Annotated in this window: 22 protein-coding genes; 17 read left to right on the top strand and 5 right to left on the bottom strand. The window is 43.5% G+C overall.

Annotated features, from left to right (window positions below; all coding sequences use genetic code 11):
* The first annotated feature begins 3 nt into the window (after positions 1 to 3).
* From ACUM5Y_RS12480 to ACUM5Y_RS12450, 7 genes are all read left to right on the top strand, one after another.
* Positions 4 to 285, top strand: a complete 282-nt coding sequence (locus ACUM5Y_RS12480) for a YeaC family protein (RefSeq protein WP_445977202.1) — start codon at positions 4 to 6, stop codon at positions 283 to 285.
* Positions 285 to 1109, top strand: a complete 825-nt coding sequence (locus ACUM5Y_RS12475) for a DUF2797 domain-containing protein (protein ID WP_445977201.1) — start codon at positions 285 to 287, stop codon at positions 1107 to 1109. The genes ACUM5Y_RS12480 and ACUM5Y_RS12475 overlap by 1 nt, the downstream gene beginning before the upstream one ends.
* A gap of 10 nt (positions 1110 to 1119) precedes the next feature.
* A complete protein-coding gene (gene pepN, locus ACUM5Y_RS12470) occupies positions 1120 to 3753 on the top strand; it encodes an aminopeptidase N (protein ID WP_445977200.1) in 2634 nt (877 codons plus the stop codon).
* 133 nt (positions 3754 to 3886) lie between these two features.
* Positions 3887 to 5569 (top strand): coiled-coil domain-containing protein, encoded by a 1683-nt coding sequence (locus ACUM5Y_RS12465; RefSeq protein ID WP_445977199.1) that lies wholly within the window; start codon positions 3887 to 3889, stop codon positions 5567 to 5569.
* 154 nt (positions 5570 to 5723) lie between these two features.
* Positions 5724 to 9458: a methionine synthase gene (gene metH / locus ACUM5Y_RS12460; protein ID WP_445977198.1), complete on the top strand. Its 3735-nt coding sequence runs from the start codon at positions 5724 to 5726 to the stop codon at positions 9456 to 9458.
* A 62-nt stretch (positions 9459 to 9520) separates the two neighbouring features.
* On the top strand, positions 9521 to 10129 hold the full coding sequence (gene cobO, locus ACUM5Y_RS12455) for a cob(I)yrinic acid a,c-diamide adenosyltransferase (protein ID WP_445977197.1): 609 nt from the start codon (positions 9521 to 9523) through the stop codon (positions 10127 to 10129).
* A gap of 106 nt (positions 10130 to 10235) precedes the next feature.
* Positions 10236 to 10586, top strand: a complete 351-nt coding sequence (locus tag ACUM5Y_RS12450; RefSeq protein ID WP_445977196.1) for a RidA family protein — start codon at positions 10236 to 10238, stop codon at positions 10584 to 10586.
* A 46-nt stretch (positions 10587 to 10632) separates the two neighbouring features.
* Here ACUM5Y_RS12450 and ACUM5Y_RS12445 read toward each other — a convergent pair whose 3' ends face one another.
* A complete protein-coding gene (locus ACUM5Y_RS12445; RefSeq protein WP_445977195.1) occupies positions 10633 to 11121 on the bottom strand; it encodes a Crp/Fnr family transcriptional regulator in 489 nt (162 codons plus the stop codon).
* 287 nt (positions 11122 to 11408) lie between these two features.
* On the opposite strand from ACUM5Y_RS12445, the gene ACUM5Y_RS12440 reads away from it, so the two are divergent.
* A complete protein-coding gene (locus tag ACUM5Y_RS12440) occupies positions 11409 to 12995 on the top strand; it encodes an ABC-F family ATPase (RefSeq protein WP_445977194.1) in 1587 nt (528 codons plus the stop codon).
* A gap of 114 nt (positions 12996 to 13109) precedes the next feature.
* Here ACUM5Y_RS12440 and ACUM5Y_RS12435 read toward each other — a convergent pair whose 3' ends face one another.
* Positions 13110 to 13952, bottom strand: a complete 843-nt coding sequence (locus tag ACUM5Y_RS12435; protein WP_445977193.1) for an MOSC domain-containing protein — start codon at positions 13950 to 13952, stop codon at positions 13110 to 13112.
* A 246-nt stretch (positions 13953 to 14198) separates the two neighbouring features.
* Here ACUM5Y_RS12435 and ACUM5Y_RS12430 point away from each other — a divergent pair, with 246 nt between their 5' ends.
* Positions 14199 to 14666 (top strand): DUF6942 family protein, encoded by a 468-nt coding sequence (locus ACUM5Y_RS12430; RefSeq protein WP_445977192.1) that lies wholly within the window; start codon positions 14199 to 14201, stop codon positions 14664 to 14666.
* An 18-nt stretch (positions 14667 to 14684) separates the two neighbouring features.
* Positions 14685 to 15116, top strand: coding sequence for a tellurite resistance TerB family protein (locus ACUM5Y_RS12425; protein WP_445977191.1), 432 nt, complete (start codon positions 14685 to 14687; stop codon positions 15114 to 15116).
* A 71-nt stretch (positions 15117 to 15187) separates the two neighbouring features.
* Here the strand turns inward: ACUM5Y_RS12425 and ACUM5Y_RS12420 are convergent, their stop codons facing one another.
* A complete protein-coding gene (locus ACUM5Y_RS12420; RefSeq protein ID WP_445977190.1) occupies positions 15188 to 15772 on the bottom strand; it encodes a superoxide dismutase in 585 nt (194 codons plus the stop codon).
* A gap of 156 nt (positions 15773 to 15928) precedes the next feature.
* Between ACUM5Y_RS12420 and ACUM5Y_RS12415 the strand changes: the two genes are divergently transcribed.
* The 3 genes from ACUM5Y_RS12415 to cysN all read left to right on the top strand — a co-directional run bounded on the left by ACUM5Y_RS12415 (position 15929) and on the right by cysN (position 19622).
* Complete coding sequence (locus tag ACUM5Y_RS12415) at positions 15929 to 16879, top strand: hypothetical protein (RefSeq protein ID WP_445977189.1); 951 nt, start codon at positions 15929 to 15931, stop codon at positions 16877 to 16879.
* A gap of 206 nt (positions 16880 to 17085) precedes the next feature.
* On the top strand, positions 17086 to 17991 hold the full coding sequence (gene cysD / locus ACUM5Y_RS12410) for a sulfate adenylyltransferase subunit CysD (protein WP_445977188.1): 906 nt from the start codon (positions 17086 to 17088) through the stop codon (positions 17989 to 17991).
* A 17-nt stretch (positions 17992 to 18008) separates the two neighbouring features.
* Positions 18009 to 19622, top strand: a complete 1614-nt coding sequence (gene cysN / locus ACUM5Y_RS12405) for a sulfate adenylyltransferase subunit CysN (protein ID WP_445977187.1) — start codon at positions 18009 to 18011, stop codon at positions 19620 to 19622.
* Between the two features lie 74 nt (positions 19623 to 19696).
* On the opposite strand, the gene ACUM5Y_RS12400 is transcribed toward cysN, so the two are convergent.
* On the bottom strand, positions 19697 to 20434 hold the full coding sequence (locus ACUM5Y_RS12400; protein WP_445977186.1) for a siderophore-interacting protein: 738 nt from the start codon (positions 20432 to 20434) through the stop codon (positions 19697 to 19699).
* A gap of 29 nt (positions 20435 to 20463) precedes the next feature.
* Positions 20464 to 20889, bottom strand: a complete 426-nt coding sequence (locus ACUM5Y_RS12395) for a MarR family winged helix-turn-helix transcriptional regulator (RefSeq protein WP_445977185.1) — start codon at positions 20887 to 20889, stop codon at positions 20464 to 20466.
* Between the two features lie 174 nt (positions 20890 to 21063).
* Here ACUM5Y_RS12395 and ACUM5Y_RS12390 point away from each other — a divergent pair, with 174 nt between their 5' ends.
* From ACUM5Y_RS12390 to ruvA, 4 genes are all read left to right on the top strand, one after another.
* Positions 21064 to 21567, top strand: a complete 504-nt coding sequence (locus ACUM5Y_RS12390; protein ID WP_445977184.1) for a transcription elongation factor GreAB — start codon at positions 21064 to 21066, stop codon at positions 21565 to 21567.
* A 196-nt stretch (positions 21568 to 21763) separates the two neighbouring features.
* The gene (gene aspS / locus ACUM5Y_RS12385) at positions 21764 to 23533 is read left to right on the top strand and encodes an aspartate--tRNA ligase (protein WP_445977183.1); all 1770 of its coding nucleotides are present in this window, start codon (positions 21764 to 21766) and stop codon (positions 23531 to 23533) included.
* A gap of 163 nt (positions 23534 to 23696) precedes the next feature.
* Positions 23697 to 24254, top strand: a complete 558-nt coding sequence (gene ruvC / locus ACUM5Y_RS12380) for a crossover junction endodeoxyribonuclease RuvC (RefSeq protein ID WP_445977182.1) — start codon at positions 23697 to 23699, stop codon at positions 24252 to 24254.
* A complete protein-coding gene (gene ruvA, locus ACUM5Y_RS12375; RefSeq protein ID WP_445977181.1) occupies positions 24251 to 24850 on the top strand; it encodes a Holliday junction branch migration protein RuvA in 600 nt (199 codons plus the stop codon). The genes ruvC and ruvA overlap by 4 nt, the downstream gene beginning before the upstream one ends.

Raw genomic sequence — 24850 nt, 5'->3', positions numbered from 1 at the left:
GATATGAACTTTAAAGAAATGATCGACAATATGTCGCCCGAAGTTTACGCCAGCCTAAAACAAGCGGTTGAACTGGGAAAATGGCCAAATGGTGTACGTTTAACACCAGAGCAAAAAGAGCTTAGTTTGCAAGCTGTCATCACCTACGATTACAGCAATAAATCAGAGACGGAAAGGGTTGGGTATATTAATACCGAAGTACACTCAGGTTGTGACAGCAAACAATCTACCGCCGAGCATGAAACCATCAAGTGGGTAGATAACTCGACTAAGGGAAATAATTAATGCTAACGGGTGATCTGAAAAAGATGCAGACCGAGGCTGTAGATGGCAATGTTCGATACCGTCTGCAATTAGGCCAAGACAGTGTTCTCATGAATGAGTTATTGGGGCAAAAAGTACGTTTAGATTTTGCTGGCGTCATTCATTGTGTGAAATGCCAAAAAGTGACCAAAAAATCTTTTAGCCAAGGTTACTGTTTTTCTTGTTTCAGAACTCTGGCTGCTTGTGATACCTGCATTATGAGCCCTGAAAAATGTCATTTTCATTTAGGTACTTGTCGTGACCCACAATGGGCCGAGCAGTTTTGCATGCAAAGTCATTATGTTTACCTTGCCAATTCTTCCGCCTTAAAAGTTGGTATTACAAGAGGGGATCAATTACCCACCCGCTGGATTGATCAGGGCGCAACCCAAGCAAGGCCTTTATTTCGAGTAACTAACCGCCGTATGTCTGGTTTAGTGGAAACATTGTTTAAAAACGAAGTGGCGGATAAGACCAATTGGCGCAATATGCTAAAAGGTTTGGATATCACCATGGATCTGGAGCGTGAGCAAGAGCGCTTAATTGGACTCTTGTATGAAGGGTTAGATGCCTTACAAAATGAGTTTGGTTTGCAAGCCATCACAGATTTATCCGATGAAAATGAAACCCACGAATTTAGCTACCCCGTTATAGAATACCCGACCAAAATTTCTAGCCTTAATGCCGAGAAAACACCAGTCATTGAAGGGACGCTAATGGGCATTAAAGGTCAATATTGGATGCTTGATACAGGCGTTATTAATATTCGTAAATATACTGGCTATCAAGCAAGTTTTACATTTTAGGAGAGAACCCATGAAAGAGAGTCAACCTTCAGCGATATACTTAAAAGACTACCAAGTTCCTCCATTTTTGATTGATAAAACAGAACTCACTTTCGATCTTGATGAAACCACTACGGTTGTCACCTCACGCTTACACATGCGTCGCAACCCTGCCAGTGGCAAATCTACTCAGCCATTGATTCTAGATGGTGGGCCAGATATGAAACTGATTGGCGTAGCCATGGACGATTACCAGCTGCCCCCAGAAGAATATCGCCTAATCGATGATAAGCTTATTATCACTGCGACCGCTGATGAGTTTTTACTGACCTGTGAAACCCTTATTGAGCCGCAAAACAATACCCGTTTAGAGGGGTTGTACCGTTCTTCTTCGATGTTTTGTACCCAGTGTGAAGCGGAAGGTTTCCGTCACATTACCTACTACTTAGATCGTCCTGATGTTATGTCAGTTTTCACGACCACTATTATCGCTGACAGCAAACGTTACCCTGTTATGTTGTCTAACGGTAATGAGATCGAGCGTGGCATGACAGATGAAGGCAAGACCTTTGTTGTTTGGCAAGACCCTTTTCCTAAGCCAGCTTATTTGTTTGCCTTAGTGGCGGGTGATTTGGCAGTCAAAGATGATCATTTCGTGACTATGAGTGGTCGCAAGGTGGCGCTGCAGATTTTTACTGAGTCTCATAATATCGACAAGGTTGATTATGCCATGGAGGCTCTAAAACTCTCCATGCGTTGGGACGAAGAAGTTTATGGTCGTGAATACGATTTAGACATTTTTATGATAGTGGCGGTAGATGACTTTAATATGGGCGCCATGGAAAACAAAGGGTTAAACATCTTTAACTCCTCTTGTTTGTTAGCTAGTCCAGAGACAACCACAGACGATGCGTATTTACGCGTAGAAGCTATTGTTGCTCACGAATACTTTCACAACTGGTCCGGAAACCGTGTTACCTGTCGTGATTGGTTTCAACTGAGTCTAAAAGAAGGCTTTACAGTATTTCGTGATCAGACCTTTTCGGCGGACATGCATTCCGAAACCGTTAAGCGTGTTGAAGACGTTTCCTTTCTTAAAACAGCGCAGTTTGCCGAAGATGCAGGCCCAATGTCTCATCCGGTTAGACCTTCTTCTTTCATTGAGATTTCCAACTTCTATACTCTAACCGTGTATGAAAAAGGCGCAGAAATTGTGCGTATGATCCATACCTTACTAGGTGCCCAGAAGTTCCGCCAAGGCTCGGATCTATATTTTGAACGACATGATGGTCAAGCAGTTACTTGTGACGATTTTATCGCGGCGATGGAAGACGCCTCTGGTGTAGATTTGAGTCATTTCTCACGCTGGTATTCTCAGGCCGGCACACCTGTGGTCACGGCGAAAGACGAATACGATGCTGAACAAGGTATCTACCGCCTCACTTTAACGCAAGAAACCCCTGAGACGCCAAATCAACCAACCAAACTCCCTTTGCATATGCCGGTAAGAGTCGGCTTATTGGATGAAAATGGAAATGAGTTGGCCGCTGGCTATCAAGGTGATGCATCTGTTGAGCATGTTTTAGACTTTACCCAAGCTAGCCAAGTATTTGAATTTACAGATGTCCGTGAGTGCCCAGTGCCCTCATTGTATCGAGGTTTTTCAGCGCCCGTTAAATTGCGTTATGACTACAGCAGTGAAAATTTACTGACACTTATGTCAGCGGATTCTGATGGCTTTAACCGTTGGAGTAGTGCACAGCAGTTGGCGGTCAATGAACTCACTCAACTGATTGAGCAGGCAAAGAGTGGGGTGGAGTTGTCAATTCACTCTCAGCTGGTAAAAGGTTTTAAACGACTTCTTAGTGATGAAAGCCTAGACCCAGCTATGGTCGCGTTAATTTTAGCGTTACCAAGTCAAGCTTACTTGTCTGAATTGGCAACCAGTATTTATCCGGCCGAAATTAAACAAGCCCGTGCCCATTTAAAAGCGTTATTGGCGAACAGTCTTAAAGATGAATTCAAGAAGACTTATCAGTCTTTGAATACTCAGGTTGACTATGAAGCAACCGCTACCGAGATTGCTCGTCGTAGTTTGAAAAATACCACGCTGTCTTATTGGTTAGAAACCGCGGATGAGCAAGCTTTGGTCGCGGTAGCAGAGCAATTTAGTAACGCTAACAATATGACAGATCAATTCGCAGCCTTGTCTATTGCGGTTCAAAACTCTCATCCGCAAGCGGATACCTTCATGGATGCTTTCTATCAGCAGTGGCAAAACGAGCCATTAGTGGTCAATAAGTGGTTGATGTTAAGTGCAAGCCAAGAACGTCCGGATGCATTAGACGTCGTTACTGGATTAATGAGTCATCCTGCCTTCGATCTTAAAAATCCGAATAAAGTACGTTCGGTATTGGGTGGTTTTGGGCAAAGTGTTTCAGCTTTTCACAATCTTGATGGCAGTGGTTATGCCTTTCTTGCCGATCAAATTATTGTCTTGAATAAGCGAAACCCGCAGATCGCTTCTCGCTTGTGTACACCATTGACTCGATGGAAAAAAATGCAGCCAGAATTATCAAGCAAAATGAAAGCTCAGCTTGAACGTATTATGGCCGAAGAACTGTCGAAAGATGTATATGAGGTGATCTCTAAAAGTTTGCTATAAATTAACCTTAAGCAATACCCTTGATAAATTAGGGTATTGCTTTTCCCCTTACCTGAGGTTTTTTGCAATCTTTACAGAAATCTGGCATAAGAGATAACTTATTGTAGAACTTACGTTTATTTGGGAGTGAATAATGAACAAGTGTACGGCAGCGTTAATTCCTTTTGCTTTAGGTCTATTGGCGACAGCCTGTTCTACAAATTCCTCCCAACAGCAAGCTGGTGTGGGTTCAACCGCGAGCTTGGAATCAAGTCAGATCCAATCTGAAACACTTTCTGACTTAAATTCTGCGCTTCAGAGCAAGAATCAAGAAATTTCCCAGTTACAGCAACAACTTAATGACAACACGGCACAACTCACTGAACTGCACAAAGCTTTAGATGAAAAAGATCAGCGTATCGCAGCCCTGGAAAAAGCCAACATAAATGCTGAAACCTTAGCAGAGCTAGAGCAGGAGAAGGGGCGTAGGCTTGAGTTAGAGGCTGAGTATGCTCAGTTAAAAGTTGAGAACGTATCCCTCGTTGATCGTATTGCCGCATTAGAGCAAGAGAAGACACAAAGTATAGTAGCGGCTGTTCCCCCAACAAACCAACAAGCCGATCAAAGCCTTACCGCAATAGATACAAACACAGAGTTTCTTGCGTTAAATAAGAACTTTCAAACCTTAGATTCCGCCCATTATGCACTAGGGCAGAAATATCAGACCTTATTGACTGAAAACTCTCTACTTGAAAGAAAGTATGCAAATTTGCAGGCTGAAAATCAGCATAACCAAGAAAGGTTAACAGAACTACAAGCCGAGAATTTAACGTTAGGCGGTGCGTTATCGGATGCACGAGCCCAGCACCAGCTATTGTGGGACGAAATTAAAACTCTGAAAGCAAATAACAATTCAGGCTTGATTACAGCTAAGAATGATACGTCTCAAGTGCAAGCACCCCAGCCGCCATCAGTGAACGAATCGCCTGTACAGGCGTCAACTCAAACAGAAAGTGAGTTATCGCTTCAGCTAGAGCAAAGTCAGTTGCGTGAATCGACTCTTAGCCAACAATTGGATGCGTTGACTCGTCATACGAAAGATTTAGAACGCTCCATCATTGCGTATGAAAACGAACTGCAACTGGTCAATACAGAACTAAGTGAAAATGAACAGGCAGCCAGTGAGAGACTGCAAGCACTTGGGGAGCAACGTGATCAGTTGTCTCAAGCTCAGCTGGCATTGCAAGAGGAGCTTATCGAAGCGAATCAGCGCCTTGTCACCAGCCAAACAGAACTGTCAGAACTTGCTGAACACTTGAAGATGGTCGAACAAGCGTTACAGACTCAACAAAACGAAAGCATCTCTTTGGTTGCGGCCATGGATGCTTTTGATGCCCAGTTAAAAGCTAAATTAACGCCCCTACAATGGCAATTGCCCAATGAAATGGTGTTGCACAATACCTTTGAAGTGGTGGTCGCTACCCAAGTGGAGGGCGGCGTGTCAGGCCAAACCTATACGGCTCAACTCTTTACCGACAGTGCCATTAACTTGATCAGCTCTGCCAGTGTCGATTCTGTCGTGCAAGACGGTAAGCTACAGTGGCGTTGGCGTTTATCTGGGTTGAATGAAAAGCCCGATGCCAACCTACATTTATTGGTTAACCAGCAAATGAGTTACCAAAATCAAAAGGTCAGTCGTCAGGTTTTGAACGAAAGTCGCAGTTTGGCTCTGACCAACGATAACTTATTAGATAAATACGGCTATTGGGCAGCAGCCATATTGGCTGGGTTGCTGGGTGGCTTCTTAGTTGGCCGCATCAATAAACGTAAAAATTAATCTGTTTAACAAGTCTTCATAAGGCCAAAAATAGCATCGCGCTATTTTTGGCCTTTTTCATTAGATCATTCACTTTCACATTACTAATTTTCAACACTTTTTTATGCGCTTTTAGGTATAGTTACGCTGCATATTATTTTTTGAGGTAGTGACAGTGGTAAAGTCCGATTCGTATTCGATTATAGAAAAACGCTTAGCTGAAAATGTTCTGATCCTAGATGGTGCTATGGGCACCATGATTCAGGACTACAAGCTCGAAGAGGCCGATTATCGTGGTGAACGCTTTGCGGATTGGCAAAGTGATTTGAAGGGTAATAATGACCTACTGTCCTTAACTCAACCAAAAATCATTAAAGATATCTACAGCAGCTATCTCGCTGCTGGGGCTGATATCATAGAAACTAATACCTTCAACGCCAATGACATTTCCATGCTGGATTATCATATGGAAGCATTGAGTTATGAGCTTAATTTTGAGTCCGCACGTCTTGCACGAGAAGCGGCGGATGAGTTCACGGCTCAAAACCCTAGCAAACCAAGATTTGTTGCGGGCGCTGTTGGACCCACCAGTCGTACTTGTAGTATTTCTCCAGATGTAAATGACCCAGGCTATCGCAATGTTCACTTCGATGAACTGGTTGCAGCTTACACCATTGCCGTGGACGGCTTGATTAAGGGGGGCGTAGACCTCGTCTTGATCGAAACCATTTTTGATACCCTCAATGCCAAAGCGGCTATCTACGCGGTGCTGGATTATTACGAAAAAACCGGTGTCCGTTACCCTATCATGATTTCCGGTACAATTACCGATGCGTCGGGTCGAACGCTTTCCGGTCAAACAACCGAAGCCTTCTGGAACTCTATTTCCCACGCCAAGCCACTTTCTGTTGGTCTTAACTGTGCTTTAGGGCCTAAAGATTTAAGACAATATGTAGAAGAACTGTCTCGAATTGCTGACACCCATGTATCTGCTCACCCAAATGCTGGTTTACCAAATGCCTTTGGTGAATACGATGAAAGCCCAGAAGAAATGCTCGAAGAAATTCAAGAGTGGGTTGATGCAGGTTTCTTAAATATCGTTGGTGGCTGTTGTGGTACTTCTCCAAGTCATATTCAAACTTTTGCTGAAGCCTTCGCCGAAGCTGCGCCACGTACGATCCCTGTAGTCGAAAAAGCCTGTCGTTTATCAGGCTTAGAGCCATTTAACATTGATGGTAATAGCCTGTTTGTTAACGTTGGTGAGCGTACTAACGTAACCGGTTCTGCCATGTTTAAGCGTCTGATCAAAGAAGGTGATTTTGATACAGCGCTGGATGTCGCTCGTCAGCAAGTGGAAAACGGCGCACAAATAATAGACATCAACATGGATGAGGGCATGCTGGACTCTCAGGCTGCCATGGAGCGCTTCTTGAAACTGATCGCTTCTGAGCCGGATATCTCTCGTGTGCCTATCATGTTGGATTCGTCTAAATGGGAAATTTTAGAAGCGGGTCTTAAATGGGTGCAAGGCAAAGGTGTTGTCAACTCCATCAGCATGAAAGAGGGTGAAGACAAGTTTATTGAGCAAGCCCGTAAACTTATGAAATACGGTGCCGCAGTAATTGTCATGGCCTTCGATGAAGTAGGTCAGGCCGATACGCGTGAACGCAAGATCGAGATTTGTCGACGTTCTTATCACTTACTTGTAGATGTGGTTGGCTTCCCACCGGAAGATATTATCTTTGACCCGAATATTTTTGCCATTGCTACGGGCATCGAAGAGCATAACCGTTATGCCTTAGACTTTATTGAGGCCACAGGTGATATTACTCGTGAACTGCCTTATGCAAAGGTTTCTGGTGGTGTATCTAACGTTTCTTTTTCCTTTAGGGGGAATAACCCTGTTCGTGAAGCGATTCACGCGGTGTTCTTATACCATGCCATAAAGCAAGGCATGACCATGGGCATAGTGAATGCCGGTCAGTTAGCACTTTATGAAGACATTCCTGTTAAGTTACGTGATGCGGTAGAAGATGCAGTATTAAATCGCACTCCGGATGCTACGGATAACTTGTTGGCGATTGCTGGTGAGTTTGCAGGAACAGGCGCCGTTGTTGAAAAAGAGACACAAGAATGGCGAGGCTTACCTGTTAATGAGCGTTTAAGTCACGCTTTGGTGAAAGGCATTACTGAGTTTATTGACGAAGATACTGAAGAAGCGCGTTTAGCACATGATCGCCCACTGCAAGTCATTGAAGGGCCGTTAATGGATGGTATGGGCATTGTTGGTGACCTTTTTGGTTCCGGTAAAATGTTCCTTCCTCAAGTTGTAAAATCAGCTCGTGTTATGAAAAAAGCGGTTGCCTACCTGATGCCCTTTATTGAGGAAGAAAAAGCCCGCAACCTTGATACAGCGTCTTCCAGTAATGGCAAAATTGTCATGGCGACCGTGAAAGGGGATGTGCACGATATCGGTAAGAATATCGTGGGTGTTGTATTGCAGTGTAATAACTTTGAAGTCATTGATCTTGGTGTCATGGTGCCAGCTGAAAAAATTCTTCGCACAGCGAAAGAAGAAGGGGCTGACATGATTGGTCTGTCTGGGCTGATTACCCCTTCGTTGGACGAGATGGTTCATGTGGCGAAGGAAATGGAGCGTCAAGGCTTCGACCTGCCTGTACTTATTGGTGGGGCGACAACTTCCAAAGCTCATACGGCGGTTAAAATTGAACAAAACTACAAGCGCAACCAAGTTGTTCATGTTACCAATGCTTCACGAAGTGTTGGTGTGGCCAGTGCGTTATTATCCAAGGATGCGGATCGTCGTCAGGCCTTTGTAGATGACATCAAATCCGATTACGAAAAAACTCGAATTCGTTACAAAGACAGAGCAAAAGCAGGTCGTCGTGTTTCATTAGATAAAGCTAGAGCGAACAAAACGCCAGTAGACTTTACTCAAGGTATCAGTGTACCTAAGCAATTAGGGGTTACCGTACTAACAGAGAAGGATATTTCCCTTGAGGAAGTAAAGAACTACATTGATTGGACGCCTTTCTTCCAAACATGGGAACTGGCCGGTGCCTACCCTCGCATACTTACTGATGAAGTGGTAGGTGAAGAGGCTACTCGTGTTTATGAAGATGCACTCGTCATGCTTGATCAGGTTATTAGTCAAGCAAGTTTGCAAGCTCGTGCTGTGGTGGGCTTATTCCCTGCTAATCAGGTGAATGACGACGATATTGAGCTGTACAAGGATGAAACTCGTGAAGAAGTCATTGAGACCTTGTCTTTCTTGCGTATTCAAAACGAACTGACGGCACCTGGAAAATACAACCAGTGTTTGGCAGATTTTGTGGCCCCTAAAACGGCTAACATCCCAGATTACATGGGGGCCTTTGCCTGTGCTGCAGGTTTTGGCATTGATCCATTGGTCGAGAAGTACGAAGCCGATCATGATGATTACAACTCTATTATGATTAAAGCGGTAGCCGATCGCCTTGCCGAAGCCACAGCTGAATATCTGCATGAAAAAGTACGTAAAGAGATCTGGGGGTATGCGGCGGATGAGTCCCTATCCAATGCTGAGTTAATTAAGGAAAAATATCAGGGTATGCGCCCAGCACCGGGTTATCCTGCTTGTCCAGATCATACAGAAAAAGCTAAGCTTTGGTCGCTGTTGGATGTCAAAGATAATATTGATATGGAAATTACGGAAAGCTTTGCAATGTTGCCAACCGCTGCGGTTAGTGGCTGGTACTTTGCTCATCCTGATGCTCGCTATTTTGGTGTCGGTAAAATTGGACCAGATCAAGTCGATAGTTATGCTGAACGTAAGGGTATGTCTAAAGACGATGCAGAGCGTTGGCTTGCACCTAACTTAGGTTATGACCCAGAAGACGACCGAATCTAGAAAATACGAAAAGGCGTCTTTATAGACGCCTTTTTTATGCACATACATGTAAGGTATTAATCGTGGCGAAAACCATTAAAGATCCAGAACTGCACCAAAAGCGCATGCAAGCCATTAAAAAGCACGTTGATAAACGTATTGCTAACGCCCAAGAAGATAAGGGTACTTTTGTGCTTTTAACGGGTAATGGTAAAGGCAAATCCAGTTCCGCTTTAGGTATGGTTGCACGAGCATTAGGGCATAACCTAAAGGTTGGTGTTGTGCAGTTTTTAAAAGGTGATTGGAACACAGGCGAGATAGACTTTTTCCGAAAACAGCAGGGGGTAGAGTGGCAAATCATGCCTTCTGGCTTTACGTGGGAAACGCAGAACCGTGAGGCGGATAGTGAATCTTCTAAACAGGCGTGGCAAATGGCACTAAGAATGTTGCAAGATGCTAGTGTAGATTTAGTTGTTCTAGATGAACTCACGTATTTGCTCCATTATGAGTATCTTGATGAAGATGAAGTGCTAGCGGCATTAATGGCTCGCCCAGAAAATCAGCATTTGGTTGTGACAGGTAGAGGGGCCAGCGATGCCTTGATTGCATTGGCGGATACGGTTAGTGAAGTTAAAGAAGTGAAACATGCTTTTAAAATAGGCATTAAGGCACAGAAAGGTCTGGAGTTTTAATGGTAGAAAGAATTAAATGCCGATGTTCGCTTGCAATACAGTGCTAAATTCTAATAATGGCTTGTTAGAATTGTTTTTTTAATAGATCAAAAAGGGTGATGAGAAAATGACGATTGAGCGTATGGAAGTTGGTCAACGTATGAGCCGTATTGTTAAGCATAACGGTACAATTTATCTGTGTGGCCAAGTGGCAGCTGATGCCTCTGCAGGTGTTCAAGAGCAAACACAAACTATGCTTGATAAAGTTGAAGCGTTACTTGAGCAAGCAGGTTCAGATAAATCTCATATCCTTTCCGCGACTATCTACATTCGTGATATGAAAGATTTCTCTGCAATGAATGAAATCTGGGACGCATGGATTCCAGCGGGTGCGGCACCTGCCCGTGCTTGTGTTGAAGCCCGTATGGCACGAGCTGAGCTTTTAGTCGAAATTTCTGTGGTTGCTGCAGAGAAGTAATGGCTGGCTGGGCGATCACCTGATTGCCCAGCATTTCAACGCATTATCAAACCTTAGTGTTTTCCTTTTTCACAATCGTATTCCCTAGCGAGCGAATAGTTCTTGCCATTTCTCTTGAAAGGTTAAGCAATAAAATCCCAAAGTCAAAAGGGTGGTGGTCGTGGAAATCACTAAATAATTGACTGCTAACCTCCAATAATACCCCGTCTTCAATGGCAACCCCTTTTCCCACTCTGTCGTGTAAAGCGATCATGGAGACAAACCCCATAGCCTCGCCAAAGCCAATTTCTCGGGTCAAAGCCGTTTGGTTATTATGCTGTTTAAAGTAGTTAACCTTGCCTTTGAGGATGATAAAAAAATTATCGCCTTTTTCCCCGTGTCGAAAAATCACATCATGCTTAGAGGCTGCATATAGGGCGCCATTTTCTAGCAGATACGTGATGGCATCATCGCTTAGGGCGCCAAACACCGAACCCTTTTTTAACTGCTCAATGGTTAAGCTGGAATCGAGCTGCGCATGTTCAATCAAATTCATAAGTACTCCTTAAACCGCAGGAGGTAGAAGCCATTGTTAAGATGTCTGCTGGCATAATATTTATTTATATTAAGTCTATTGTAGGACTCAGCTTACAAAATATCAGACTATTTTTACAAAATTTTGTTTTCTTATAGGGTTTCTCTGTATGCTTTTGAAAACTTGTGTATTTCGAAAGTTTATCTCCCATCTAGGTTAGTGCTGTGTGAAAACTATGCGATAATAGTGCCAATATATATGGCTTGTAGATCAAGCTAACCACTCAATATGCTAAACGGAAGAATGCTTTGTTAATTACTGCCAATATCACCATGCAATTTGGTGCCAAACCTTTGTTTGAAAATGTTTCTGTTAAGTTTGCTGAAGGCAAGCGTTACGGTTTAATCGGTGCCAATGGTTGTGGTAAATCCACCTTCATGAAAATCCTTGGGGGCGACCTAGAACCTAGTGCTGGTAACGTATCAAAAGACCCTAATGAACGCTTAGGTAAGCTTAAGCAGGATCAGTTTGCCTACGAAGAGTTTTCTGTTATCGACACGGTTATTATGGGGCACACTGAGTTGTGGGCGATTAAGTCTGAAAAAGACGCTATCTACGCCAACCCAGAAATGAGTGAAGAAGATGGTCTTCGTGCCGGTGATCTAGAAGCAGAATTTGCCGAAATGGATGGTTACACTGCAGATGCCCGTGCCGGAGAGCTGTTACTAGGAGTTGGCATTCCAACAGAACAGCATTATGGCCTAATGAGTGAAGTGGCCCCTGGCCTAAAATTACGTGTATTGTTGGCCCAAGCATTGTTCTCGGATCCTGATATTTTGCTACTTGATGAGCCGACCAACAACTTGGACATTAACACTATCCGTTGGTTGGAAGGGATTTTGGTCGAGCGTAACTGCACCATGATTATCATTTCCCATGACCGTCACTTCCTTAACTCGGTTTGTACCAATATGGCGGATTTGGATTACGGTGAGCTTCGTCTGTTCTCTGGTAACTATGATGAATACATGACAGCTGCCACCCAATCTCGAGAAAGACTATTAGCAGATAATGCTAAGAAGAAAGCACAAATTAATGAGCTTAAGTCTTTTGTGAGCCGCTTCTCTGCCAATGCTTCCAAATCTAAGCAAGCCACTTCGCGTGCGAAACAGATTGATAAAATACAGTTAGAAGAAGTGAAACCTTCTAGCCGTCAGAACCCTTTTATTCGTTTCGAACAAGAGAAGAAGCTTCATCGTCAGGCGGTGCAAATAGAGAACTTGGCTAAAACCTATGATGAAGAGTTGTTCAGTGGCCTGAATATGATGGTTGAGGTGGGGGAGCGCATTGCGGTAATCGGCCCCAATGGTATTGGTAAAACCACACTGCTTAAATGTTTAGTGGGTGACACTGAACTGACTAAAGGTGAAGTGAAATGGTCAGAAAATGCCAATATCGGTTATTACGCACAAGACCACGCCCATGAGTTTGAAAAAGATGTGGATCTTATCGAGTGGATGGGGCAATGGGGGCAAGAAGGGGATGATGAGCAGGTTATTCGCGGTACCCTAGGTCGTTTGTTGTTCTCCCAGAACGACATCAAAAAATCCGTGAAGGTTCTATCTGGTGGTGAGCAAGGGCGCATGCTGTTCGGTAAGTTGATGTTACAACAGCCAAACGTTTTAGTAATGGATGAGCCGACTAACCACATGGACATGGAATCTATCGAGTCATTGAACTTGGCGTTAGAGCATTACCCTGGCACTTTGCTTTTTGTCAGCCATGACCGTGAGTTTGTCTCTTCATTGGCAACACGTATCGTGGAAGTGACTGCCCAAGGTATTGTTGATTTCCACGGCACCTATGATGAGTACCTTGCTAAACAAGAAGCTTAATTCTATTACTTTGGGATATAAACGTTACGAAATATAAAAGCTTCGAGATAAATACAAAAAAAATTGTGCCATAAAAAAGGAAGCCTATTTGGCTTCCTTTCTTGTTTCTGCTCATTATTTTTTGCGTCTATCCAAATAGCTTGGTGCTTCTTGATATTCAAGCACCTCAACCTTGTCACCCACATTTATTTTGCCACTGTTTTCAGCCACCAAATTAATGCCGAAATCTATAGTCTTGTGTGGTGAGAGTCGAAATTTGGCCAAGGTTTTGAGGGGCTCGCCTTTTCGACTGCGCTCTGCAGTTTGTGGGTTTAGTGTCGTGAAGATACAGCGCTCGCAAGGCTTCACATTTTCAAAAATAACTTCACCAATTTTAATCCGCTTCCAAGTGTCTTCAGCAAAGGCCTCATCGCTATCCACCACAATGTTAGGTCTAAACTGAGCCATATTGATTTCTTCTGCTGCAAAGCTATTAACTTCTGCTAAAGAGGCACTCGTGGTCAATAAGAAAGGATAGCCATCGGCAAATTCTACCGGAGTATCGGGTTTTCTATTAGTAAAGCGCTCAGAGCTTGGGCCAAAATAGACAAGTTTAACTTGGGCTTGAAGGACTTGGTTAAACCATCGATCTATATCGTTACCGCAGTGGTGGCCTGTTACTTGGTGGTCCCAGATTTGACACTCAAGGGTAAGGTCAGAAAAAGTTTGGCCGTCGATCACAAGGTCATCTGGCATACTAGGGTGGCTGAGTTGCCATTGTTGTTCTGCCAATTGTTCCGCTCGCACAAGAGAAAGCTGTGGAAACTCGCGGGCTGTAACAGCAACACCTTCAGTGTCAACTAACATATAGTGCCTATCATCAACTAGGCCACTGAGCGTCACTTTAGCTGAAGGGAGGGAAATACCCTGAATGGATTTAATTGGGTAAATGTTTAATTGAGACAAAAATGGTGACACTAGGACCTCCGTTCATATTAGATGCAGTGATAATCATTCTATCAGTAAAAGCCATATAGTTACCAAGCTATCGTTAATTGTCAGTTGTGTGTAAGGCTGGATGTATTCTTCTGCTAAATTAGGGAATTATATTCTTTTGTCTTGATCTTAAATGTTACGTGTTAATAAAATCATTAGAATGAATAATCCTTCATCACGTAGGTTAATTCGAACCATTAAATCAGAAAGCTAATTTGAGAAGCCATTTTGCCAAATGAAATCTGGTTAGGGCCTAAGACAGGTTTAAAATATGTATTTTTACTGCCTAACCCTCCTTTACTAAGAGACGCACCCGATCATGGTTGGGTTGAAACGCCTAATGTTGCCCAACTGATTGAAGACAATGGCAATCACTGGCGCAAAATAGTGACCATCATGGCGAAACTGATTTCGACAGATGAGCAAGATTGGCGTTGTTATCGTGATGAGCACTTGTTTGATCAATGTGCCTTGGTGTTCTCGTTACAACAGCTTAAGCAAATTGAAGGAGATAAATGTACTTTGTTTATTGTGGGTAATGGTTTTCGTCAGGCTATGCCCATATCTGAAAACGCCCAAACACTAGGGGATAAACAGCTTGCCTATGTTAATCAAGATCGCACAATATGGTGTCCCTATTTAGATTATCGGCAATTTCCCAATGCATTAGTTAGCGCTATTCGATTAAAACTTTAGGCAGACTCTGGAGAATCTATGTTACAAGCACTGAAAAACCTTTTTACCCCACCTGCCGAGCAGCGAGAAACCATAAGTTATCACCGTGCGGTTGCCGCTCTTTTAATGGAAGTGATGTTGGCAGATCATAAAATCACGGTAGAAGAAGAAAAGCAGGTTAAGTTGTTGCTAAATGAAGTGACTGATTTGGGTGAAGATATTGATGTTTTGTTTGAGCAAGCCAAACAAGGGGTGGAGGATGCTAATGATTTGTATCAGTTTACCAAGGTCATCAACGCCCAAGCTTCATTAGATGAAAAAATCAACTTACTGAAAGGGCTGTGGCTGGTGGCTTTGGCAGATGGGGATTTAGATGCCTATGAAGATCATCGCATTCGTCGTATAAGCGAGCTGTTATTTTTGTCTCACTCAGAGTTCATTCAGAGTAAGTTAGCGGCACAAGCTGAATAGGGTTTTGTCATCAATAACCACAAAAAAACGCAGCCAACTGGCTGCGTTCTTTTTGACTGGTCTTTTTTAGCTTAAGCTGCGAAGTTTGCTGCGGCAAATTCCCAGTTAGCTAGTGCCCAAAAACCTTTAAGGTAATCAGGGCGAACATTGCGGTAATCAATGTAGTAAGCGTGTTCCCAAAGATCTACAGTGATCAAAGCCGTTTGACCGTTAGTAGCTGGAGTACCAGCGTTGCTAGTGTTAACAATTTCCAAAGAACCGTCAGCGTTTTTAACCAACCAAGTCCAGCTAGAACCAAAGTTGTTTACCGCTTTATCATTAAAAGCTTCTTGGAATGCTGCGAAAGAACCCCAAGTTGCGTTGATCGCATCTGCCAATGCGCCAGTAGGTTCACCGCCACCATTTGGGCTTAGGCTGTTCCAGAAGAAAGTGTGGTTCCAAATTTGTGCTGCATTGTTGAAAACAGGACCAGCAGGAGCACTAGCAATGATTTCTTCCAATGATTTGTTTTCGAATTCAGTACCAGGAACTAGACCATTTAGCTTAACAACGTAAGTGTTGTGATGCTTGCCATGGTGAAATTCCAATGTCTCTACAGACATGTGTGGCTCTAGTGCGTCTTTAGCATAAGGAAGAGCTGGTAATTCAAAAGACATTTCTTTTCTCCTTGCTTATATTTAACGAAAAATGCTTGTTATCAAGCAGTTATTGGTGCTTATATGATAGCATTGAACTTATTAAGATAATATTCTTTAAGTAAGCTGTGTGACCAAGTTCACCTTAATTTAACCAAAGTGATGATGTAAAGTTCCATGCATAGAGATGATGATGTTGAGATCCCAAGTCTAGTCTTGGATCAAGATGAAGTTAGTGACAGAAGACCTGCTGGTGCAACGACTCCTGCACCTAAGCGTCGATTAAATCCCGCTCCTGCAAAACCTGTACAGGCAACAGCAAAACCTCAAAAAACAAGTTTGGCTGGCGTTTATTTTTTATTGTTCTTGATACTTGGCGCCTCTGGTGGCGCCGCATTTTGGCTATGGCAACAAAACACCCAATTGCGCAATGAATTGTATGGCGCGAAAAGCGAAATTCAAAATCTAGATCATCAATTGTTAGCGGCTGACGTTTCGGCAAATAAGCAAGGTGAAACACTAGAAGAAACACTTAAAACCCATGATAGCGAAATTCGTAAATTATGGGCCGTAGCTTATGACCGTAATCGTGGTGCGATTGCAGATAACCTTGCTGCCATTAAAGCTCTAGACAGTAAATTAGCGGCGACTCGTGACAGTCTCTCAACGCAATCTAAGCGTATTGCCATTCAAGCCGATGTCTTTAATGATGTTGAGGAGGGGTACAACAAACTCCTACCGGCAGTTGCTAAGGTAGAAGAAGAGTTTAATGGGGTTAAAGCTGAAATGACTGAATTAAAATCCACAGTCGAAAGTCAATCTCAAACAGTTGGAAGAAATGAGCAGGGTATAACAGCTCTAACAGGCAAGGTGGAAGCGCAAACCCTTAGTCTTGAGCAAGTCGCGCAAGAATTGGCGAGCCTTAAAACCCAGTTAGACAAAATTGAATCCACACCTGTGGAGTCAAATACGACTGAGCTAACAGCAATTACCAGCCAGTTAGCTAAGCACCAAGAAGCCATTGACTCAAGCGATGCATTTCGTAAACAAGTTAATGCAGAGCTTATTCGCTTGCGCCAGCAAGCCAACGAATTTTTACTACAACAGCGATTAGATGCTGAGAATTAGTTAAAAGCGTTTAGCATAAAAAGGGGCCGATTCTGTCGGCCCTTTTTTTGTGAGTGACGTTTGTTGTCCCATACAAAGCATTTTCTATTGCACAACATAAGTTAATATCCTTATGCAATAAAAGTTTAGTTGGGGTGGTTTTTATAACTAATAGGCATGTTATAGTAAATAAAACTGCCTAAGCCTTTAAAAAGAGATGGGGAATTATGAACGAGGCAAGACTGACTCACTTAAAACAACTCGAAGCGGAAAGTATTCATATTATCCGCGAAGTAGCGGCCGAATTTGACAATCCGGTTATGCTTTACTCCATTGGTAAAGATTCTGCGGTAATGCTTCATCTAGCGATGAAAGCTTTCTACCCAGGTAAATTGCCATTTCCACTTATGCACGTGGACACTGATTGGAAATTTAAAGAAATGATTTCCTTTCGTGATGAGCTAGTTGCCAAACTTGGTTTAGAGCTAATCGTTCATAAAAACCAAGAAGGTATTGACCAAGGCATCGGGCCTTTCACCCACGGTAGCTCTAAGCATACTGACGTGATGAAAACTCAAGGCTTGAAGCAAGCACTAGATAAATACGGCTTTGATGCAGCTTTTGGTGGCGCTCGTCGTGACGAAGAGAAATCTCGTGCAAAGGAGCGTGTGTATTCTTTCCGTGATAAACAGCATCGTTGGGACCCTAAAAATCAACGTCCAGAGCTGTGGAACATCTACAACGGTAAAGTGAACAAAGGCGAGAGCATTCGAGTTTTCCCTTTATCTAACTGGACTGAGTTGGATATCTGGCAATACATATACTTAGAAAGTATCCCAATTGTACCGCTTTACTTCTCCAAAGAGCGCCCAGTAGTTGAGCGTGATGGAACCTTGATCATGGTTGATGATGAGCGTATGCCATTGAACGGTGAGACACCGCAGATGAAATCAGTACGTTTCCGTACACTTGGCTGTTACCCACTGACGGGTGCGGTTGAATCTGAAGCGGCTTCCTTGCCTGAAATCATTCAAGAAATGCTATTGACGAAGAGTTCTGAGCGTCAAGGCCGCATGATTGATCATGATTCATCAGGGTCAATGGAAGAGAAGAAAAAGCAAGGTTATTTCTAAGTTTGGAGTAAAGAAGAATGTCTCACCAGTCAGAATTGATAAGTCAAGATATCCTTGGCTATCTAAAACAACATGAAGAAAAAGATCTGCTGCGTCTTCTTACCTGCGGTAACGTAGACGACGGTAAAAGTACCCTAATTGGTCGTTTGCTGCACGACTCTAAACTGATCTATGAAGATCATTTAGATGCGGTAAAACGCGACAGTAAAAAATCCGGTACACAAGGTGAAGAGGTCGATTTAGCCTTGTTAGTCGATGGCCTACAAGCTGAACGCGAGCAGGGCATTACCATTGATGTAGCTTACCGTTATTTCTCAACGGAAAAGCGTAAGTTCATTATTGCTGATACCCCTGGGCACGAGCAATACACACGCAACATGGCCACAGGTGCTTCTACTTGTGACCTTGCTATTATCTTGATTGATGCCCGTTACGGCGTGCAGACTCAGACTCGTCGTCACAGTTACATTGCGGCATTGCTTGGTATTAAGCACATTGTTGTGGCGGTCAATAAAATGGATTTGTTGGACTTCTCTGAAGATAAGTTCAATGAAATCCGTGAAGACTACTTGAATTTTGTTGAACAACTTGGCGATCGTAAAGCCGAAGATATTCACTTCGTGCCAATGTCTGCCTTGCAGGGTGACAACGTAGTAAATGCTTCTGAGAACACACCTTGGTATCAAGGGCAGCCTCTCATGGCAATCCTTGAATCGGTACAAATTAATCGTGATGTGAAGCAAAGCGCTTTCCGTCTACCGGTACAATATGTAAACCGTCCGAACCTAGATTTCCGTGGTTTCTCTGGCACTATCGCATCTGGGGTTGTTAGCCCAGGTGATGAAGTCGTAGCTTTGCCATCGGGTAAAAAGTCCAAAGTGGCTGAGATCGTAACTTACGATGGCAACCTAGATTCTGCCCATGTTGGTCAAGCGGTTACAATTACCCTAGAAGACGAAATTGATATTAGTCGTGGTGATATGTTGGCCCACCCTAGTCATCAGCCATTGATTGCGTCAACTTTGCGTTCATCCGTGGTTTGGATGGCTGAGCAACCTTTGGTGCCGGGTAAGCTGTATGACTTTAAACTAGGTACGCAAACTGTGCCGGGTAAAGTGCATCACTTTAACCATAGGGTTGATGTAAACACCTTAGAAAAAGCGCCCATTACAGAGCTAGAGCTTAATGGTATTGGTGATTGTGTTATTCAGCTGGATGCCCCTGTAGCATTTGATGAGTATCAACAAGTTCGATTAACGGGCGCACTGATCATCATCGACAGATTAACCAATGTAACCGTTGGTGCGGGTATGGTTGAAGAAGCTGTAGCCGATTTGGATGAAGAAGGCCAAGTAAGCGCTGAAGATCGTGCGGCACGTCTAGGTCAAAAACCTGCTGTTATTGCGTTGGCTTCTGAAGTCTTTGCGAAAGCTGATGCCCTTGAGCGCTTGTTGCTGAAACAAGGTATTGTGGCGCTGGCGAAAGCAGATGCAACCCAAGAGCAAGCTAAACTTGTGCGTAGTACAGGTGTGACTTTGTTGGTAGAAAATGCTGATATTGCGGATTCTGCTATCAGTGAAGTGGCTATTGATGAAGTGGTTGAGCGAGTGATCGAAAGCGTTCGCTTATAATTCACTCAAGCTTAAAAAACAAAGGCCAGTTTAGTTTTCTAAACTGGCCTTTTTGTTGTTGAAGAGTTTACTGATTAACTAATGGCTTCAGCGTCTTGGCGTTTGACGACTTTGTGCTCTTCTTCATTAATCCCTAACTTCCAGTAGCTCGAAAGGTATAGGTTTTCTTTGCTGATAGCTTTTTCAACTTTAAAATACTGGCGTAAAACCTTCATAGAGCTGAACTCGCAAGCAGCCCATGCGGCAGCTTCACCCTCTAACCAAGGTAAATCTTTTATGTGATTGTATAAAAACTCACTGTCTACCCCAGGGTTTGGGTTGATTACCCACTTAACGTCCACCCCTGCAGGGGATTTAACGGGTTGAATGTCCTGTTCAGACATAACTTCAATCACAGCGTAGCCTTTAGCGTCGTCTGCTAGGCTTTCTAGATTAACGCTAATGGCGGGCAGGGCAGTCATGTCGCCGGCGAAAATATGCCAATCAGCTGTTGTGCTGGGTAATTTAGCTGGGCCTGGGCCTCCAACAAGAATGGTATCACCAGGTTTTGCATTCATCGCCCAACTACTAGCGGGCCCACCGTCTTGATGAGCAACAAAGTCTAGATCGATTTCATTAACGCGCTGATGTCTAATGGTATAAGTTCGCATGTCGCGTCCATCAGCCTTAGGGTAGATAAGTTTTACATAACCGCCTTCATGTTTTTCTGGAATGCTAGAAATCTCAGCGCCCCCCAAGGTTACCCTGATCATATTAGGGGTAATAAATTCCTGGTGGGTGACAACAAGCTCTCTAATTTTTGGTGCGCTCATACCTGGGCTCCGTAGTGGGGGTAACAAGGTTATAATTCGTTTAGGTTGCTAATCATTTTTTCAGCAATGTGTTTGAAAGACTCAATCTCTTCAGGTGTTAGACCGTAGGCAAGTTTCTCCTGACTTTTTAACTCTAACTCCCTAAAGCGATTAAAGACTTCTTCGCCTTCAGAACTTAAGGTAAGTATCTGGCTGCGTTGATCATTTGGGTTCTTTTGCTTTTTAATTAAGCCTTTTTGAGCAAGCTCATTGATTACACGAGTGATCTGAGCTTTGTCTCTATCTAGGCGATTACTAATAAGCTGTACAGTACAAAATTCAATGCCATTAACGCATTTAAAAATTCGTATATAACTAGCGGGCAGGTTTAATTGGGCATCAACCGTTGCCTGCTGCAATTGTCGCCGATAGCCGTGAATTAATTTTAGTATTGGGTCGGACAATGGCGTGTTCATAGTCTTCTCAAATGTTAATGATTATCATAAATTAACAGTCATCGTTGATACTGTCAACTAAATATATTTACCAAACCGAAAGTCATCTTGTTTGCAAAATTTGATGTAACAAATGTTACTCGAGCTTTATTATGTGAGTTGATTAAAAATAGGACTCCATAGCGAATAGGAACGATGAAACAAGCTAAGATGATTGATAAAGCACAGGTGTACAAAGAAGTTCTTAAAGTTTTGGCTGAGCGCAATAAAACAGCCCAGTTTGCCGCTAAACAAGCGTATGAGGCCGCAACCAACAGTGAGTCTGTCGCGGAAAATAAATACGATACATTTGGTCTGGAGGCTTCTTACTTAGCCCATGGGCAATCTCAACGACTTCTAGAATGTGAGCAAGAATACTTGGCCTTTACAAAATGGCAGCCTGAATCTTTTACAAGTGAAAGTGAGATTAAACTCGGGGCGTTAGTATCTTTATTGGACATGGATTCAGGTTTGGAAAAACATCTTTTTATTGCCCCCATCGCGGGAGGATTATCCATCAGTGTTGAAGATAAAAAGGTGCTTATCATTTCCCCATCCAGTCCCGTGGCAAAAGCAATATGGCATAAAACCCTAGACAGTGAGGTTGATTTGCCCGTCAGCGGGCATAAGGTCAATTTTTGCGTGGAATATATTGCTTGATAATCCACATAGAGTAAGACAATTTTTCGTCTTGCTCTAGTGACGGGCAGCGTGTTCGCATATAATGCTGTGCCTAAAAAATTTAGAACCTAAGGTTTTGGTGTAAGTTAAGCTGGTTTTCTTAGAAGAAAAGCCAACCAAAACCTAGGTAGCAAGAACACATCACTCTTACGAAGACAGTAATAGGATACAAATTATGCGCAGTCATTATTGCGGCGAGCTTAATGCTTCAAACGTTTCACAAGAAATAACCCTTTGTGGTTGGGTTCATCGTCGTCGAGATCATGGTGGTGTTATCTTTTTAGATGTACGCGATCGTGAAGGTATTACTCAAGTAGTATTTGACCCAGATCGTGCTGATAGCTTCGCACTGGCGGACAGTGTGCGTAATGAATACGTTATTAAATTAACTGGTTTGGTTCGTGCTCGCCCTGAGGGAACTGTAAACCCAAATATGGCTACTGGTGAAATTGAAGTGCTAGGCACGAGTTTAGAAATTCTAAATGCCGCACAAACACCACCATTCCAGCTAGACGAGCACCAAGCTGTTGGTGAAGACATTCGTCTTAAAAATCGTTTCATAGATTTACGTCGTCCAGAAGTGCAGCAAAAAATGCGCTTCCGTTCTAAAGTGACGTCAGTATTACGTCGCTACCTTGATGACAATGGCTTTCTTGATATTGAAACACCAATCTTAACACGCGCTACACCTGAAGGCGCTCGTGATTACTTGGTTCCTAGCCGTACACAACAAGGCAGCTTCTTCGCATTGCCTCAGTCGCCACAGTTGTTCAAACAATTGTTGATGGTGTCAGGCTTTGACCGTTATTACCAAATCGCTAAATGTTTCCGTGATGAAGATTTGCGTGCCGATCGTCAACCAGAATTCACACAGGTGGACATCGAAACATCCTTCATGAGCGAAGAGCAAATCATGGCCATGACGGAAGAGATGATCGTAGGCTTGTTTAAAGAACTGCTAAACGTTGATCTTGGCAGCTTCCCGCGTATGCCTTATTCAGAAGCCATGGAAAGCTACGGTAGTGACAAGCCTGATCTACGTATCCCACTGACAATTCAAACAGTTTCAGACCTAATGCTAGGCGTTGACTTCAAAGTCTTCTCTGGCCCAGCGGCCGACCCTAAAGGTCGTGTTGCAGCCCTTAAAGTACCAGGTGGTAGCTCATTAACGCGTAAGCAAATTGATGAGTACACTAAGTTTGTTGGTATTTACGGCGCGAAAGGTTTGGCTTACATCAAGGTAAATGATAAATCTAACCTAGAAGAAGGCTTACAGTCTCCGATCGTTAAATTCCTTCCTGTCGAAGTACGTGCCGCTCTATTAGAGCGCGTTGGTGCAGAAGATGGCGATTTGATCTTCTTCGGTTCTGATAGTGCCAAAGTAGTAAACGAAGCATTAGGTGCTTTACGTTGTAAAGTGGGCGAAGACCTTGATCTTTACACTTGCGAGTGGGCGCCACTTTGGGTTGTCGACTTCCCAATGTTTGAAGAAACGTCTGACGGTGGCATTACCGCTATTCACCACCCATTCACTGCGCCTTCATGTTCTCCAGAAGAATTGAAAGCCAATCCATTAACGGCGCTTTCGCAAGCCTATGACATGGTATTGAATGGTACCGAGCTAGGCGGTGGTTCTATCCGTATCCACCAATCTTCAATGCAGGAAACAGTTTTCGAACTTCTTAACATTAGTGAAGAAGAGCAAGAAGAGAAATTTGGCTTCCTATTAGATGCACTTAAATTCGGTGCGCCACCACACGGTGGTTTAGCATTTGGTTTGGATCGTCTAGTGATGCTAATGACGGGGTCTCAGTCTATCCGTGATGTTATCGCTTTCCCTAAAACTCAGAGTGCAACTTGTTTGTTAACACAAGCACCGGGTGAAGTTAGTGAGAAGCAACTTAAAGAGCTTAGCATTCGCGTTCGTAAACCTGTTGTTGAATAATTACAATTTGTAAACGTCCTAGCTTTACAGACGTTGAAATTGTTAACAGATTGAAAAATATCTGTAAAAGGCCGCTTTAATGCGGCCTTTTTACGTTTTGTCGTTGCATAGTTTGCTCAGGGCTGTTGAAATATACAGTAATTAGGTTAATGGATTATTATTTGTGAGTAAGACAAGAATATTGGCAATTGACCCAGGCTCTCGGGTAACCGGCTTTGCCATTATTGATGTAGACAAAGGTAAGAATCAGTATGTGGACAGTGGCTGCATTCGCTTACCTGATGGTGAACTGTCGGTTCGCCTCAAAGCTATTTTCACGGGTGTTAGCACTCTGTTAGATAAACATCAACCAGATGAGTTTGCCATTGAAGAAGTGTTTCTGGCTAAGAATGCAAATTCTGCCTTGAAACTTGGACAAGCAAGGGGAGCCGCTATCGTGGCCGCTGCGATGCAAGGCCTAGCGGTAAATGAATATGCCGCTCGTCGTGTGAAGCAATCCGTTGTGGGTAATGGTAATGCCGATAAAAGCCAAGTGCAGTCCATGGTGACCTTGTTGCTCGGTTTGTCATCTACACCCCAAGCAGATGCTGCCGATGCCTTGGCGATTGCCCTTTGTCATGCAAACACACGTACGTCAGGTGGTTTAGAATACGGCGTAGGTAAACGTGCTGGTCGCAGTTCTAAACGCTGGTCTGAACAAGATGTAAGGAAGGCCTTGTGATAGGTAGAATTGTTGGAACTCTGATTGAAAAATCCCCCCCAGAATTATTAGTTGATGTGGCGGGCATTGGTTATGAACTAAGTGCCTCCATGACAACTATTTATGACCTGCCACCTGTTGGTGGTGAAGTGGTCCTACACACACATTTTCAAGTAAAAGAAGATTCTCATACCCTTTATGGTTTTAGTAATAAAGGGGAGCGGGCGTTATTCCGTGTACTAATAAAAGTAAACGGTATTGGGCCAAAAATGGCTCTCGCCGTATTATCCAGCATGTCTTCCGAGGAGCTGGTCGCAAATGTCCAAGATTCGGATGTGACGGCTTTGACCAAAATACCAGGGGTCGGCAAAAAAACTGCAGAGCGCTTAATTATTGAATTGCGAGATAAACTCGGTCAGGCCGCTAAGAAGGACTTATTTACGGCGCCTGCCGTACTGCGTCAGGTGCAAGCAGACCCTAGGCAAGAAGCCGAAGCAGCGCTTATTGCACTGGGATATAAGCCTCAGGAGGCCGCTAAAGCTGTGGCAAACGTACCGGTTGATGGTGCCAGCAGCGAAGAAGTGATTCGAGCCGCACTGAAGGGAATGTTAAGGTAA

It is taken from the genome of Marinomonas dokdonensis (genome assembly GCF_052747885.1).
This window is presented reverse-complemented; position numbering and strand designations above follow the sequence as displayed.